Consider the following 15,351-nt stretch of genomic DNA (forward strand, 5'->3'; position numbering starts at 1 on the left):
GCGGGCGTACGGCTCAGGCGGTCCCGGTCGCGATGGTGGCGGCAGCGGGCTCCGAGGTGGTCTCGGTGGAGAGCTCGACCTCGCGCAACAGCTCGGTGGCGACGGACTCGGCGCGCTTGCCGGTCGGGGAGAGCGCGACGTACGCGGAGGCAAGGAAGAGGAACGAGCCGAGCAGCACGGCGAGCGGGAAGAGGAACTCGGTGGCCGTGACTCCGGGCAGTTCCGCGCTGCTGGGCGCGAGGCGGACACGGACGGCGAACATGGCGGTGTAGTGCATGCTGCTGACCGCGAGCCCCATGACGAGCGCGGCGGCGACGGTGAGGGCGGGGCCGCGCACGATGAGGGTGAGGGTGAGCGCGGCGGTCGCGGCGACGACGGCGATCGCTACGGAAGCGGCGACGAGGAGTGGGTGGTACTCGACGGCGCCGTGCAGGTTGAGCGCGGCCATGCCCGTGTAGTGCATGGCGGCGACACCCACTCCGGTGCCGAGCCCGCCGAACACCACCGACATCACGCGTGAGCGTCCGTACCCGGCGGTGAAGACACCGGCGCTGACGACGGCGATGGCGAGGACCAGGCTGAGTACGGTGAGCGGGACGTCGTAGCGGACGGGGGTTCCCTCGACGCCGAAGCCCATCATCGCGACGAAGTGCATGGTCCAGATACCGGAGCCGATCGCGAACGACGCCAGCAGCAGCCAGTTCCGTTTCGAGGCGCCGTCGGCATCGAGGGCCCTGACGGTGCACCTCAGGCCGAGCGCCGAGCCGACGCAGGCCATGACGTAGGACAGGACGGGCGTGGCCCATCCGGCGCTGAAGTGATCCATATGTCCCATGGGAAACCCCCTCTCGCCCGCCGGGCGGACAGCACAGCGCGCACGGTGACACCACCGGTGACGAGCGACCTGGGGGAACGAGATCAAGCCACCGCCTTGCCGGAGGTCGGTGAGGATCAACGTACTGCGGTGTGGGTTACATCCCCATTTGCGCGCAAGTGCTTCACATTCCTCTTACCTTGCCCCTACTTTCAGCACCGAAGCGGCTCACATACCCGCCCGTAGCCGTCAGTTCGGGCAGCAAAGGGGCCGGGAACGGTCAGAGATGGCCAAGTGCAGCCAGGAGCAGCATGGTTCCGCACATTCCGAGCGTGGCCGAAAAGTATCCCCGGAGGGCGGCCTGGAAAAAAGTGGCTGGAAACCAGTGGCTGGTGGCCGGCGCCCGGGTCGGCCGTGATGACGGCCGTCTCACGTTCCGTCAGGAAACGTGAGGCAGTGGCGACGGGCTAGGGACGCCACAGCGGATGTTCCCGCTCCGCCCAGTCCCGGCTGACCTTTCCCGTCCGCAGGCCCCGGCGGGCCTCCGGGTCCCCGAGCGCCATGCCGATATGGCCGCCCAGGACGATGCCGAGGGTGAGGGCGAGCCAGTCATGGACGAAGGTCGCGCTGGTGCGCCACTGGATCGGGGTGAGATGGGTGAACCACATCAGCAGACCCGTGCCGAGCATCACCAGGGTGGCACCGGCGATCCAGGCCGCGTAGACCTTCTGGCCCGCGTTGAACTTGCCCGCCGGGCGGGCGGCGGAGCGTTTGTCGCGGCGCAGTGCGGCACGCAGCCATACGCGGTCGTGCGGGCCGAAGCGGTTCAGGAAGCGCAGGTCGGCGCGGAACGCGCGGGAGGCGAGGCCCGCCAGCACCGGCACGGGCAGGGCGAGTCCGGCCCACTCGTGGACGCGGACCACCAGCTCGCGGCGGCCGACGAGTTCGGCGAACTGCGGGACGTAGAGGCAGGCGGCCGTCACCACGCACACGCCCATCAGCGCGGCCGTGGCGCGGTGGACCCACCGCTGGGTGCGGCCGAAGCGGCGGATGCGGGACGACTCGGGGGCGGGAACGTCGATACGTAGGCTCATCGTCAGTTCGTCAGCTCGTCAGTTCGTGGGCTTGTCGTCGCGGCCGTTCGAGCGGCCGACCCAGGCGTCGACGTCGTAGCCGCGGTCCTCCCAGTAGCCCGGTTTCACCTTCTCCGTGACCGTGATGCCGGAGAGCCACTTGGCGGACTTGTAGAAGTACATCGGTGCCACGTAGAGGCGGACCGGGCCGCCGTGGGAGTGACCGATGTCCTTGTCCTGCATGCGCAGGGCGACCAGGACGTCGGCGCGGCGGGCCTGGTCGAGGGTGAGACTCTCGGTGTACGCGCCGTCGAAACAGGTGAAACGTACCGCCCCGGCCGAGGGGCGCACTCCCGCGGCGTCCAGGAGCCGGGACAGGCGTACCCCCTCGAAGGGGGTGTCGGGGACCCGCCAGCCGGTGACGCACTGGACGTCCTTGACCAGGCGGGTCTGCGGCAGGGCGCGCAGCTCGGCGAGGCTGTAGCTCTTCGGGGTGTCGACCAGTCCGTCGACGGTGAGGCGGTAGTTCGCGGCGTCCTTGTGCGGCACGGAGGACGTGACCGAGTAGTAGCGGAAGCCGCCGCCGTTCGGGAGCAGGCCCGTCAGTCCGGTCGGGTCCCTGTCGGCGGCGCCGCCGAGGAAGGACTCCAGGCCGCGTTGCAGGGTGGGCGCGGCGACCACGCCGAGCGCGCCCAGGCCAAGGGTGCCGAGCAGGACCCGGCGGCCGATCGGCGTGCCGGGTTCCTCGGGCCGCTGCGCGGGCGGGTCGTCGGGGTGCTCACGCCGGTCGTCGCGGTGCCGCCGGCCGCGTTCCTCGGGCTGTTCGGAGTTCACTCTTCCATTCGAGCACTCGCGACCCCCGCCGGGCCAGGGATCGCGGACGCTCGTCAGAGTTCCGTCACCACTTCCCACCCGGCTCCCAGCTGGTCACGGCTGATCGTGGACAGTGGTGACTGGTCACGGATGGTCACGGCGTGTTGGTTCTGCTGGTGCCGGTGGCTCCGCTGGTGCTCGAACTCTCCGTGGTCACAGGAGACCGTCCTTTCCGGGATGGGCTTCGGGATGGGTTCCGGGCGGAATCCGGGCGGAATCCGGGGCTGGGGGTTACGCCGTGCCGAGCGCGGTGGCGCGGGCGGCGCGGAAGGCGGGGTACGGATCGCGGTCCGGGTAGGACCAGGGGGCCGGGGTGGGGTGCTCGCCGATGCGGTGGAACAGGGCGGCGGCCTCGGCGCCCCGCCCCTCGCAGACCTTGGCGTGGGCGAGGAAGTTCAGGTCGACGAGGCGGCGGGGGTGGTCCTCGTGCTCCCACTCCAGCCACCAGTCGAACGCGGCCTTCATCACCTGCCGGGCCCGGCGGCCGGTCCAGTGGCCGGAGGCAGCCGGGTCCGGGGGCCCGTGGCCGGCGGTGGCGAGGACGCGGTAGCGCTCGGCGTGCGCGACGACCGGGAGGATCGCGAGCGGGGAGTCGGCGGGGGCCTGCTCGGCGGCCCGGTTGGCGAAGTCGTACACCTCGTGCAGCGGGTCCGGGCCGGCGTCGGCGCGGCGCTCGGCGAGACGGGCGACCATCAGGTGATGGGCGTGGTGGTGGTCGGGGTGCCGGGCGCGGACCTCGCCGAAGAGCCGGACGACCTCGTCACCGGCGCCCAGGGTGTGCTCCAGCATGAGCAGGCCGAGCCAGGGCGTGGGGTCGGCGGGGGCGAGCGCGGCGGCGGACCGGCAGGCCTCGCGGGCCCGGACCGCCTTCTCCTTGCCCCGTAGGGCCCGCCGGACCTGGGCGAGGGCGAGCAGGACGGCGGCGTCGGCGGAGTCGGGCTCGGCGAGCAGCCAGTCGTTCGCCCAGGCGGCGCAGTAGGGCCCCAGGGCCAGGACCACGACCCGGTGCCCCCGGACGTCCCAGTCGTCGCCGGTGTGGGCGAGCAGCGTACGGGCGGCCTGCCAGCGCCCCTGCGCCAACGCGGCCCGCGCAGAGGCGAGGTCGGCGTCGTCGAGGGCGTCGTCGAAGGCATGGGCAGCGGCGCGTCTGCGGCCTGTCTTCCAGATCACGTCGGCTCCGAGGGACGGCGCCTGAAAGCGCACAGGAGAGGGGTCAGGGTGGCGCCCGGAGGCGTGCGCGTTCGGGCCTGGGGGTGCGTTCGGCCGTACGGCGGCGGAGGCGGCGTCGGAGGCAACGGCGGCGTCGGTCACCCCGGGAGCAGGCGCCGGGGCGTCCGGCGCCGAGATGGCCGGGGAGGCGGTGGTCTCCTCTGCGGCGGGCCGGCCGGTGGCACATGACCACCCCGCGAGGGACGACGCGACAGGCCCCGGGGTGAGTGGGTACCGCTCGGCCCGCGCGGGCTCCGCCGGGCAGGCTTCGACACCGAGGGGTGGCGGGGGTGGGGACACCGCGGGGACTTCCTCACGCGACGCGGCTCGTCGTCGGCAGGGAGACGACGTATCGGCCGGCCGTCTGGTCCGGACGTTTCGGCTTGCTATCAGCTGATCACACACAGCCAATCCCCAGCAACACATTCCGTCAAGGGCCGCCGGAATATTACATGCGGCAACTCCCGTGATTCACAAGGGACTTGCGAGACGCTTGGAACGTGAACCTCCGATTCGCGGGTCCCACTGTGGCGTACGCCATGGCGCAGCCCGCCCCGGCATCGCACCATGGCGGTACGGTCGTGGTCCCGTCCCTGATCGACCCGGGCGGCGTGACCGACTCAACCGCCCGAATCCGGGTACTCCCAGGGGCGAGCCGGGCCCTGGGCCGCTACAGTCAGCCCCCTACGCATCCCGTTTACCCGGCCGGATGATCGAGGTAGGCAGCGTGTCGGTACTGGTTCTTGTTCTCGCCGTGAGCGCGGCCTGCTGTCTGGGCTTCGGGTTCGTGCTCCAGCAGAACGCGGCCCGGCAGGCACCGCTCAGCGACTTCCTCTCGCCCCGACTGCTCCTGGACCTGATGAAGGTGCCCCGCTGGCTCGGCGGCATCGCACTGATGGTGGCCGGCATGGCCCTCGGCGCGATCGCGCTGGGCAAAGGCGAGATCTCCCTGGTGGAACCCCTCCTCGCGACGAACCTGCTGTTCGCCCTGGCCCTCTCCCGCAAGCAGTCCAAGCAGCCACTGGGCCGCCAGGGCTGGGCAGGTCTCCTGCTGCTCGCGGGCGGGGTGACCGCGTTCATCGTGGCGGGCGAGCCGCGCGGCGGCAACGCGGTCACCGATCCGCTGCGCCACTGGCTGATCATCGGAGTGATGACCGGCATCGCCCTGCTGCTCACGACCTACGCCAAACGCTCCCGGCTGAGCGCCGCCCCGATGCTGCTGGCGCTGGCCGCTGGCCTGCTCTACGGCGTGCAGGACGCGCTGACGAGGGTGAGCGGCCAGCGGTTCTCCGAGGGCGGCCTGGTGGAGGTGCTGACCGGCTGGCAGCCGTACGCCGTGCTGGTGCTCGGCGTGACCGGCCTGATCCTGGTGCAGAGCGCGTTCGAGACCGCGCCCCTGCGGATGTCGCTGCCCGCGTTGACAGCCGCCCAGCCGCTGGCCGGGATCGTCTGCGGTGTCGGCTTCCTCGGCGACCGGCTGCGCACCGACACGGGCGCGCTGGCCTGGGAGGCGGCGGGGCTCGCGGCGATCATGACCGGCATCGTGCTGCTGGGCATGCACCCGGCGATGCCGGCCGGCGCGACGGAGACCGAGCGCACACGGGACCTGCAACCACGCTGACGGCTCCCCCTCGATCCCTGCCCGAATCGGGCGAGCCCCTGCCCGGATCGGACGGGCCCCGCCCGGATGAGGATCCCGCCCGGATGAGGATCCCGCCCGGATGAGGCCACTGCCCATAGGGGTCGCCCGCCGATTCTCGCCCTCGCCCGGATGGGCCCCCCGCCAAGGCGCAACCTCCACCCCCACGCCGATACAGCCACCACCGAGACGCAACCCCCACCCGGACGGGACCCCCGGACGGGACCCCCGCACGATGGGACGGAGCCCCCTGCTTGGATGGGGTGATGAACGCTGCTGACGAGATCCTCGACATCGTCGACGAGAACGACCAGGTCATCGGAGAGTCCCCGCGCGGCGAGGCGTACGCGCAGGGTCTGCGCCACCGCTGTGTCTTCATCCAGGCCAGGGACGCCGAGGGCCGGCTGTTCGTCCACCGCCGCACGCCGACCAAGCTGGTCTTTCCCTCCCTGTACGACATGTTCGTCGGCGGAGTCGTCGGCGCGGGCGAGTCCTACGACGACGCGGCCCTGCGCGAAGCCGAGGAGGAACTGGGCGTCACGGGCCTCCCCCGCCCCGAATACCTCTTCAAGTTCCTCTACGACGACGGCACCGGCCGGACCTGGTGGTCGGCCGTGTACGAGGTCCGCTGGGAGCTGCCGGTCAGTCCTCAGGCCGAGGAGGTGGCCTGGCACGACTTCCTGCCCGAGGACCAGGTGGAGCGCCGTCTGCGGGAGTGGGAGTGGGTACCGGACGGGCTGGCGGCGTACGAGCGGCTGAAGGCGTACCGGTCCGGTCTGTCCGGCGCGTGAGCGGGAGCCGCCGGATGCCCCCGCCCGAAGCGGCCGGATAAGGTCCTGCGCGTGATCGAATTCGCACGGAACGTCCGGCTGTGGTTCGCCCCACAGGAACTCAGGCAGGAGGGCGGCACCCCCGACTACCGCTTCTCGCTGGCGAACGAGCGCACCTTCCTCGCCTGGCTGCGCACCGCGCTCGCGCTGATCGGCGGCGGTTTCGCCGTGGACCAGTTCCTGCCGGACCTGCGCTGGGGCTGGCGGGTCGGCCTCGCGCTCGCGCTGCTCGCCGCGGGCGTGCTGTGCTCGCTGCGGGCGGTCAACCACTGGGTGCGCTGCGAACGGGCCATGCGCCGGGGTGAGGACCTGCCGGTGTCCCGCTTCCCTGCGCTGCTGGGCCTGGCGGTCGCGCTCGTGGCCGTCGCGATGGTCTTCGTGGTGCTCGTCGGGTGGGAAGGGTGACCGGCGCGGGGGCGACCCCGGACCGGGATCCCGGACTGCAACCCGAGCGGACCCGGCTCGCCTGGCGCCGTACGACCCTGTCGAGCACCGTGGCGGCCCTGCTCGCCATGAAGACCAGCCTGCACGGCGGGGCCTCCGCGGCCGCGCTGACCGTCTGCGCCCTGTGCTGCGCCCTGTGGCTGGGCTTCCTGCTGGTGGCTCACCGTCGTATCCGCACCCTGTCGGCGACGAGCAGCCCTCCGGCACTGACACCCCGGTACGCGACGACCGGAGCGCTGCTGACGGTGGCGCTGGCCGTCTGCGCGGCGGCGCTCGTTTTCTAGGCGCAATGCCAGTGACAGTCACCGGCGGCACTGCTTCCAGGCGGCATCGGACCGAGCGACCTGGATTCCGGACGACATCGGAGCGAGCGTCGCGGGTTCCACGCGTCGCCGGAGCGAGCGACCTGGGTCCCAGGCGACATCGGAGCGAGCGACCTGGGTTCCAGGCGACATCGGAGCGAGTGACCTGGGTTCCACATCGGAGCGAGCGTCGCGGGTTCCACGCGTCGCCGGAGCGACCGTCCTGGGTTCCGGGCGACGTCGGACGAACACCCGTCACAGCTTCCCGCCACCCCCGGCGGGGAGCTGTCGGCCTATGGTGGCCCCGATCACGTTCTCTTCCCCCACTGGACGACATACCGACCGGTCGGCATCATTGGTCGGGTCGCGTTCACCCGTCCGTAGGAGCATTGATGAGCCCCGACCACCCGCCAGGACTCGATCTCGACCGGCTGCGCGCCCTGCTCGACCGTGAGCGGCCCGGTCTGGTGCACGGCCCGCTCACCGGCCGGCTGATCGAGGGCGGACGGTCGAACCTCACGTACGCGGTCTCCGACGGCAGCGCGAAGTGGGTCGTACGACGGCCCCCGCTCGGCCATGTCCTGGCCACCGCGCACGACATGAAACGCGAGCACCGGGTGATCAGCGCGCTGCACCCGACCAACGTGCCGGTGCCGCGTCCGGTACTGCTGTGCGAGAACCCCGAGAACGGAGCGGTGCTCGGGTCGCCCTTCTACGTCATGGAGTTCGTCGAGGGCACTCCGTACCGAACCGCCGACCAGCTGGCCCCGCTCGGCCCCGAGCGCACCCGGGACGCGGTCCTCGCCCTGGTCGACACGCTGGTCGAGCTGCATGCCGTCGACCCTGCCGAGGTGGGACTCGCCGACTTCGGCCGGCCCGAGGGCTTCCTGGACCGGCAACTGCGGCGCTGGGGAAAGCAGTTGGACGCCTCCCGCAACCGCGAGCTGACCGGCATCGACGAACTGCACGCGGCGCTCGGCCGACAGCTGCCCCGGTCCCCCGCGCCCGCGGTCGTGCACGGCGACTACCGGCTCGACAACGTCCTGATCGGCGACGGCGACCGGATCAGGGCGATCCTCGACTGGGAGATGTCCACGCTCGGCGATCCGCTGACCGACCTGGGCCTGCTGGTGATGTACAGCATGCCGCTCGGCATGCCCGACTCCCCGGTGTCGACGACCGCTGAGGCCGCCGGCCACCCGTCGCCCGCCGAGCTGATCGAGCGGTACGCCGCACGCTCGGGGCGCGACGTCTCCGCTGTCTCCTGGTACACGGCGTTCGCCTGGTTCAAGCTGGCCGTGATCCTGGAGGGCATCCACTACCGCTACACCCTGGGCCAGACGGTCGGCCGCGGCTTCGACCGCATCGGCGACCTGGTCCCGGTCTTCATCGAGCACGGCCTGACCACCCTCCAGGAAGGCTGACCGGACATGGACTTCGCGTTCGACGCGCGCACCGAGGAACTGCGCGCCAGGCTGCTCGCCTTCATGGACGAGTACGTCCACCCTGCCGAGGCCGTCGCGGAGGAGCAGCGCGCCGCGCTCGCCTCGCCGTGGGACACCCCGGCCGTGGTCGAGGAGTTGAAGGCGGAGGCTCGCAGGCAGGGCCTGTGGAACCTCTTCCTCCCGGACTCCGAGTACGGCGCCGGCCTGACCAACCTCCAGTACGCGCCCCTCGCCGAGCTCACCGGCCGCTCCCCGCAGTTGGCGCCCACGGCGCTGAACTGCGCGGCTCCGGACACCGGCAACATGGAGGTGCTGACCCAGTTCGGCGACGAGCGGCAGAAGAAGCAGTGGCTGGAGCCGTTGCTCGCGGGCGAGATCCGCTCGGCGTTCGCGATGACCGAGCCGGAGGTGGCCTCGTCCGACGCCACGAACATCACGACCCGCATCGAGCGGGACGGTGACGAGTACGTCATCACCGGCCGCAAGTGGTACATCTCCGGGGCGATGAACCCGGACTGCAAGATCTTCATCGTCATGGGCAAGACGGACCCGGACGGGGAGGACATCCGCCGTCAGCAGTCCATGATCCTGGTCCCCCGCGACACCCCGGGTGTCACAGTGAAGCGCGCGATGCGGGTGTTCGGCTACGAGGACCACTACCACGGCGGCCACGCCGAGATGATCTTCGACCACGCGCGCGTGCCGGTCACCCACCTGATCGGCGAGGAGGGCGGCGGCTTCGCCATCGCCCAGGCCCGTCTCGGCCCGGGCCGTATCCACCACTGCATGCGGCTGATCGGCATGGCGGAGCGGGCGATCGAGCTGATGTGCCGGCGGGCCGTCTCGCGCGACGCCTTCGGCAAGGCGCTGGGCCAGCAGGGCGTGGTCCACAACTGGATCGCCGACGCACGCGTGACAGTCGAGCAGCTGCGACTGCTGGTGCTGAAGACGGCCTGGCTGATGGACACGGTCGGCAACCGGGGCGCCCACACGGAGATCCAGTCCATCAAGATCGCCACGCCCCGCGCGGTCGTCGACATCATCGACCGGGCGATCCAGCTGCACGGCGCGGGCGGCGTCAGCCAGGACTTCCCGCTGGCCGAGCTGTACGCCGGCGCCCGCACCCTGATGATCGCCGACGGCCCTGACGAGGTGCACCAGCGGTCGCTGGCGCGGCGGGAGTTGAAGAAGTACCTGTGAGGTCATCTGTAAGGGGCGGTCGCCAAGGACGACCGCCCCTTACAGATGTCTCTTTACGGCCGCAGCGCCCTGAATCACCGCCACAGCGCCCGCGTCACCGCCGCAGCGCCGCCCCGATCACCGCCGCAGCGAGCAGTTCACGGTCGCAGCGCTCGGAGCAGAAGGTCCGCGAGATGGTCGGCGACCTCCTGCGGGCTGAGGGGGCCGTCGGGACGGTACCAGGTGGGCAGGTGGTGAACGGAGCCGAAGTGGTAGTCCACGACCAGGTCGGCCGGGGTCGCCTTGGAGAAGACGCCCGCCTGCTGGCCCTCCTCGATCAGCGCACGGAAGCGTTCGTGGTAGCGCCGTCGCTCGGCACGCACCTGCTTGTTCTTCTCCGGGCTCAGGTGATGCATCGAGCGGAAGAAGATCGACGCGTCGTCGAGGTGGTCGATGGTGGTGACGACGACGTCGGCCGCCGCGCCCCGCAGCCGCTTCTCGACCGGTTCGTCGGCGTCCGCGAAGGCGTCGAGTCTCTCCTGCTGGACCCGCAGCACGCGCGCGTACACCTCGTGCAGCAGGTCGTCCTTGGAGCCGAAGTAGTGGTACAGCGCCCCCTTGGTGACGCCGGCCGCCTCGACGATCTCCTGCACCGAGGTGCGGTCGTAGCCCTGCTCCGCGAAGAGCCGGGTGGCGGCGGCGAGCAGCCGCTGCGGTACGGGGGTTCCGTCACCGTCCGTCGTCCTGGGCACTGCCGCCACCTGCCTTCCGGGTCTTTCTGCTGTTTCTGGCGCTAGCCGTTGCTTCCGGGGCTAGACGTTGTGTCTGGTGCTATCCGTTGCTTCTGGGACCAGCGGTGTTTTCGGGGCTAGCCGTTCGGACGGGAACGGAGTTCCCGCCGAAGGATCTTCCCACTCGCCGTCTTCGGCAACTCGGGCAGGATCTCCACCTGACGGGGGTATTTGTAAGCGGCCAGTCTCTCCTTGCAGTACGCGGCGAGCGCACCGGGGCCGGTCTCGGCGCCGGGTCGGAGGCTGACGTACGCCTTGACGGTCTCCCCGCGGTACCCGTCGGGCACCCCGACGACGGCCGCCTCGCGCACCGCCGGGTGCGTGTACAGCACGTCCTCGACCTCGCGCGGCCACACCTTGAAGCCGGAGGCGTTGATCATGTCCTCGACCTCGCGGTGACTGAGGCGGCCGTCGAAGTAGGCGAGGAAGGTCCGGTCCGGTGTCTCGGCGACCGCCCGGCGCAGGGCGTGCACAAGGGAGTCGGCGGGGTCGATGGGGGCGCGCTGGGCGTCGTCGAGCAGGGCCAGCCAGGGCTTGGCGGCGTAGCGGGAGTCGGTCACCGGGTCGTCTCCCACTTCTGCTGGAGGTGGTTCATGTTCGTCAGCCAGCGATCGGGATCAGCGGCCCTGGCCTGGCAGTACCCGGCGACCTCGGGGTGCGGCAGGATCAGGAACCGGTCCTCCTCGATGCCCTTGAACAGGGCGTCCGCCACCTCGTCCGGCTCGATCGCGGTCGGCTGCAGGACCAGGTCGCCCGCGCTCCCGGTGGCGGCCAGCATGTCGGTGCGCACGCCCTGCGGACAGATCGCGTGCACCTTCAGACCACGATGCCGGTATGTCAGCGACAGCCACTCGGCGAAGGCGTACGCCCCGTGCTTGGTCACGGCGTAGGGCGCGGCGCCGATCATGGTCAGCAGTCCGGCGGCCGAGACGGTGGAGACGAAACGACCCGTGCCGCGCTCCAGCCACTCCGGCAGCAGCTCGTGGGCCGCGCGCACGTGCGCCATCACGTTCACCTCCCAGGACAACGCCCAGGGCTGCTCGTCGAGCGGCGTCCCGGGCTCCCCGGCCTCGAAGGCGATCCCCGCGTTGGCGCAGTACACGTCGACCGTGCCGCCCAGCGCCTCCCGGGCCTCGGCGACGATCGCGGAGGCGTCCCCCGGAACGGCGATGCCGCCGATCTCCTCGGCAACGGCCTTCGCCCGACCGGCGTCCAGGTCGTTGACCACCACCCGGGCTCCCTCGGCGCCGAAGCGGCGGGCCAGCGCGGCCCCGATCCCGCCCCCCGCTCCGGTGACGACCACTCCCGCATCCTGCACGGCTCCCACCATCGGTCTCCTTCGACGCGACGCGATTCGGCTCTGCCTTCGCCCGCGGTCAGACTAACCGGTCGGTATGTAACAAGGAAGGGTGGCTGGAACCACTCGGGGGCGAGGGCGCGGGAAACCCGAAGAGTGCCCCGACGCCCTCCTCGACCACCTCCTGCCCCTCCTCCATCACCGATCCCGCCCCCCAGCCAGGCCCTGGTGCCGCAGGGCAGTCCTGCGTCCGTGGCGGCCGGGCTCAGGTGCGCCGGGTGCTCAGGCACGTCGGGTGACACGGGTGGCGCGGGTGGCGGCGGGTGGCGGCGGGTGGCGGCGGGTGGCGGCGGGGGGGGGGGGGGGGGGGGGGGGGCCCCCGGGGCCGCCCCCCCCCCCACCACCCATGTCTCACCGGTGCGACGTGAACTCCACCACCTGCTGGAACGTCGGCCGGTTCTGCCAGCTGATGTTGGGGTGCTTGATGCCGCCCAGGGTGCGCTGGACGATCGAGTCGGCGCACCACTGGTTGCCCGCCGCGCACAGGTCGTCGCCGGGGTAGACCTGGGCCGCGGTCCGGCCGGCCGCCTCCTTCAACGTGCTGACCAGGACGTCCCGGCAGGCGCTGAGGCTGCCGCCGCCGCAGTACTTCTGCCCGAGCGGCCCCCGGACCGACTCACCGAGCACCGCCCGGATGTCCTTGTCGACATAGCTCCACCAGCCGTACTGGAAGGAGCTGCCCGCGTGCGCGCCGGTCGGGCCGTGCGCGGACGACGGGGCCTCGTCGACGGGGAGGTTGCCGGTGAAGGCGGTGTACAGGTCGCTGCCGAGGCCGGGTTCGAACTCGGCCTTCACCAGCAGCGGCCACCACGCGTCGAGGATGCGGATCGCGTCGGCGTCGGCGTACGTCTTCGAACCGGCCGACGTCTCCGTGCGCTTGGCGCCCGCCGTCACCCACGCCTGGAGCTTGCTCACCGCCGCCGCGGCCGCCGGGTCGGTGACCGTGGAGCTGTTGATCACCTTGAGGACGTCCGGCAGCACGTCCTCGGCCCGCAGGTCGGCCAGGGCCGCGTCCGCCATCGCCTTGGTCAGCGCGGCCCGGGTGACCCCGCCCGCCGCGACCAGTTTCTTCACCCGGTCCTCGATGAGGTTGCCGCGGTGCACCGAGCCGTCGCCCCAGGACGCGGTCGCGTAGTCCTTGGCCTGCTTGTTGTTCCAGGAGATGTAGTAGTCCTGGTCGGTCGAGCGGGGGTGCGCCGAGGCGGGTGTGTAGTCGGCCGTGTTCCCCGTCGGGTTCCAGTTCCGCCACTCGTACGCCGGCTGCGCCCACACCGGGAACTCGGCGTCGACGCCACTCGCGCGCACCGGGTTGTCGCCGCTGTTGTAGTACGCCGTGTGCGCGGAGTCGGCGTAGAACCAGTTGAAGGTGTAGTTGATGTGCTGCACCGCGGACTGGAAGTCCTGCGGGCCCTTCACGTAGTCGGGGTCGTTCAGCATCTGGAAGCCGATGATCGAGTCGGCCTCGTGGAAGTAGGACGTGCGCAGGGTGGTGTAGGCGACCTTCTTCCCGCCGACCTTGGCGCGGTACTCGACGGGGCCGTACTTGGTGCGCCACACCCGCATCGTGTAGGAGCCGGCCGCGGTGCCGTCGGCCGTCGTCGGCTTCCAGGCGTTCTTCCGCTCGATCTTCTCCATGGGCGTGCACACGCCCCGGTACAGGTAGTGGTAGTCGTCCTGGCACAGCTCGACGGCGTAGGTGTCGATGATGTCCTGGCCGGAGGTCGTGGCACTCCACGCGTAGTCCTGGCCGCGGCCGAGTTCGACGTACATGCTCAGGCCCGCGAAGGAGGCGCCGCGGGCACTGAGGCCCGGGCCCTGGATCTCCTGGAGCATGAGCAGTTGGGGTGCGAAGTAGCCGGTCTGCGGGCCGAACACGGCGATCGGATTGCCGCTCGCCGTGTGGTCGCCGCTCACCACGAGGGCGTTGGACATGCCGCGCCTGGCGGAGGTGACGGCCGTCTTCGCCGCCGTCGTGGAGGCGCCGGTGGCGCTCGCCGTGCCCGCGCTGCCCGTACGGTCGTAGACCAGCTGTTCCTCCGCCGCCGAGCCTGCGTCGGGCAGGGCCTCGCCCTGGGCGTCGGCGGGCTTGGACGCGTACGGGAAGCTCCCGTTGCGGACGGTGAGGACCGCCTCGGGGTCGTTGCGCTCGCGGAACGACTCCCAGACCTTGGTGCCCTCAACCACGCCGTACTTCTGCTGTGCGGCGAGCAGCGAGATCGCGTTGTCGACCTCGCCGCCGCCCCCGGAGCCGAAGAGCGCGCCGATCACGGAAGCCAGCGCGACCAGGTCGGTGGTCTTGAAGTGGTCGATCGTACCGGCGTTGGTGACGGAGTCCTTGTGGCCGGTGAGGACGTACTCACCGGGGAAGTAACGGCCGCTGTCGGAGGCGTCGATGTAGGCGTTGATGCCGGCGACGTAGGCGTTGACGTCGCCAAGGGCCTGCTGCCCGCGGGCGCCGGCCGAGGCGACGGCGTTGTCGATCTGGGCCTGGAGGTCGGCCTCGGTGTACGGGGCATTGCGCCAGAACTCCTGTTCAAGGCCCTGGTTGGACGGAGCACCGCCCGCGAAGGAGGTCAGCTGGCCGCGTCCGACGTGGCGGAAGACGTCCATGAGCCACAGCCGGTCCTCAGCCGCGGCATAGCCCGCTCCGAACTCCGTGCCGTATCTGGTGGTACCGGTGATGTGCGGTACGCCCGACTTCTTGTCGCGGACGATCGTCACGTCGCCGCGACCGGCGGGCTTGACCGTGGACGCGACCTGGTCGGAAGGAACCCCGAAAGACGCGTCGTTGAAGAAGTTGTTGATCGTACCGTCGGTGAGCGCGGGGTAGCCCTTGGCCAGGTCGGCGTACGGGGCGAGCTGGTCCTCGGCGTGGTCGGGCTGGGTACCGAAGGCCTGGTTGAGCAGGATCTGCGCCAGGGTGGCGTTGCCGTTCTGACCCGGCGGCAGGATGTCGGAACACTGGCCACCGCAGTGGTCGTCCGGAGCGGCTGCCCCGGCCGTGAGCGGCTGCTGGGCGGCCACTTGGGTACGTTGCGCTGCGGCCACTTGGGAAAGCGGGGACAAAAGACCGGCAATCAGGACGCATACGAATGCGGCCTTCAGGAACCCGGGAGATCTGCCGGGAGTTCTCTGTCTGTCGAGGGCGGTGCGTGGGGTGCGCCGTGGCATGTGAGCTCCTACCGACGGGAGTGGTGCCGGACGTTACCGCCGGTATCCCCGGGATGGAAGATGAACATGCGTCACTTTTGGAGTCGACTGTGGCCGACTCATGGGAGGCCATCGGAAATCGGATGGAGCCGAATCGCTTGTCGATACGTCTATTCGGCGACGTCCGTTCGACGACGCCGAAGTGACCGAAGTGCAGGCGCAGGTGCAGGTGTGACGGAGGTGCA

The 15,351-nt window shown here is 70.9% G+C and carries 13 protein-coding genes and 1 pseudogene; 6 read left to right on the plus strand and 8 right to left on the minus strand.

What is annotated here, in order from left to right; translation table 11 throughout:
• Positions 1-13 precede the first annotated feature (13 nt).
• The 4 genes from M2271_RS25525 to M2271_RS25540 form a co-directional block, all read right to left on the minus strand.
• The gene (locus tag M2271_RS25525) at positions 14-835 is read right to left on the minus strand and encodes an MHYT domain-containing protein (protein WP_280889663.1); all 822 of its coding nucleotides are present in this window, start codon (positions 833-835) and stop codon (positions 14-16) included.
• 446 nt (positions 836-1,281) lie between these two features.
• Positions 1,282-1,908 carry a cytochrome b/b6 domain-containing protein gene (locus M2271_RS25530; RefSeq protein ID WP_280889664.1) on the minus strand — a complete coding sequence of 209 codons (627 nt, stop codon included), beginning with the start codon at positions 1,906-1,908 and terminating at the stop codon, positions 1,282-1,284.
• Positions 1,909-1,926: 18 nt separating this feature from the next.
• Positions 1,927-2,616 (minus strand): molybdopterin-dependent oxidoreductase, encoded by a 690-nt coding sequence (locus tag M2271_RS25535; protein ID WP_280889763.1) that lies wholly within the window; start codon positions 2,614-2,616, stop codon positions 1,927-1,929.
• A 375-nt stretch (positions 2,617-2,991) separates the two neighbouring features.
• A complete protein-coding gene (locus M2271_RS25540) occupies positions 2,992-3,930 on the minus strand; it encodes a hypothetical protein (RefSeq protein ID WP_280889665.1) in 939 nt (312 codons plus the stop codon).
• Between the two features lie 766 nt (positions 3,931-4,696).
• On the opposite strand from M2271_RS25540, the gene M2271_RS25545 reads away from it, so the two are divergent.
• The 6 genes from M2271_RS25545 to M2271_RS25570 all read left to right on the plus strand — a co-directional run bounded on the left by M2271_RS25545 (position 4,697) and on the right by M2271_RS25570 (position 9,829).
• Positions 4,697-5,590, plus strand: a complete 894-nt coding sequence (locus tag M2271_RS25545; RefSeq protein ID WP_280889666.1) for a DMT family transporter — start codon at positions 4,697-4,699, stop codon at positions 5,588-5,590.
• Between the two features lie 284 nt (positions 5,591-5,874).
• Positions 5,875-6,399 (plus strand): NUDIX domain-containing protein, encoded by a 525-nt coding sequence (locus tag M2271_RS25550; protein WP_280889667.1) that lies wholly within the window; start codon positions 5,875-5,877, stop codon positions 6,397-6,399.
• A 51-nt stretch (positions 6,400-6,450) separates the two neighbouring features.
• Complete coding sequence (locus M2271_RS25555) at positions 6,451-6,843, plus strand: DUF202 domain-containing protein (protein WP_280889668.1); 393 nt, start codon at positions 6,451-6,453, stop codon at positions 6,841-6,843.
• Positions 6,840-7,166, plus strand: coding sequence for a DUF202 domain-containing protein (locus M2271_RS25560; RefSeq protein WP_280889669.1), 327 nt, complete (start codon positions 6,840-6,842; stop codon positions 7,164-7,166). The genes M2271_RS25555 and M2271_RS25560 overlap by 4 nt, the downstream gene beginning before the upstream one ends.
• 410 nt (positions 7,167-7,576) lie before the next feature.
• Positions 7,577-8,608, plus strand: coding sequence for a phosphotransferase family protein (locus M2271_RS25565; RefSeq protein WP_280889670.1), 1,032 nt, complete (start codon positions 7,577-7,579; stop codon positions 8,606-8,608).
• A gap of 6 nt (positions 8,609-8,614) precedes the next feature.
• Positions 8,615-9,829: an acyl-CoA dehydrogenase family protein gene (locus M2271_RS25570; RefSeq protein WP_280889671.1), complete on the plus strand. Its 1,215-nt coding sequence runs from the start codon at positions 8,615-8,617 to the stop codon at positions 9,827-9,829.
• Positions 9,830-9,966: 137 nt separating this feature from the next.
• Here the strand turns inward: M2271_RS25570 and M2271_RS25575 are convergent, their stop codons facing one another.
• From M2271_RS25575 to M2271_RS25590, 4 genes and pseudogenes are all read right to left on the minus strand, one after another.
• Positions 9,967-10,560, minus strand: coding sequence for a TetR/AcrR family transcriptional regulator (locus M2271_RS25575; protein ID WP_280889672.1), 594 nt, complete (start codon positions 10,558-10,560; stop codon positions 9,967-9,969).
• A 116-nt stretch (positions 10,561-10,676) separates the two neighbouring features.
• Positions 10,677-10,985: pseudogene (locus M2271_RS25580) on the minus strand (long-chain fatty acid--CoA ligase); the annotation flags it as partial.
• A 170-nt stretch (positions 10,986-11,155) separates the two neighbouring features.
• A complete protein-coding gene (locus M2271_RS25585; protein ID WP_280889673.1) occupies positions 11,156-11,929 on the minus strand; it encodes an SDR family oxidoreductase in 774 nt (257 codons plus the stop codon).
• A gap of 378 nt (positions 11,930-12,307) precedes the next feature.
• The gene (locus tag M2271_RS25590; protein WP_280889674.1) at positions 12,308-15,127 is read right to left on the minus strand and encodes a penicillin acylase family protein; all 2,820 of its coding nucleotides are present in this window, start codon (positions 15,125-15,127) and stop codon (positions 12,308-12,310) included.
• Positions 15,128-15,351: the final 224 nt, after the last annotated feature.

Origin of the sequence: Streptomyces sp. LBL (assembly GCF_029893585.1) — a bacterium.
GTDB lineage: Bacteria > Actinomycetota > Actinomycetes > Streptomycetales > Streptomycetaceae > Streptomyces.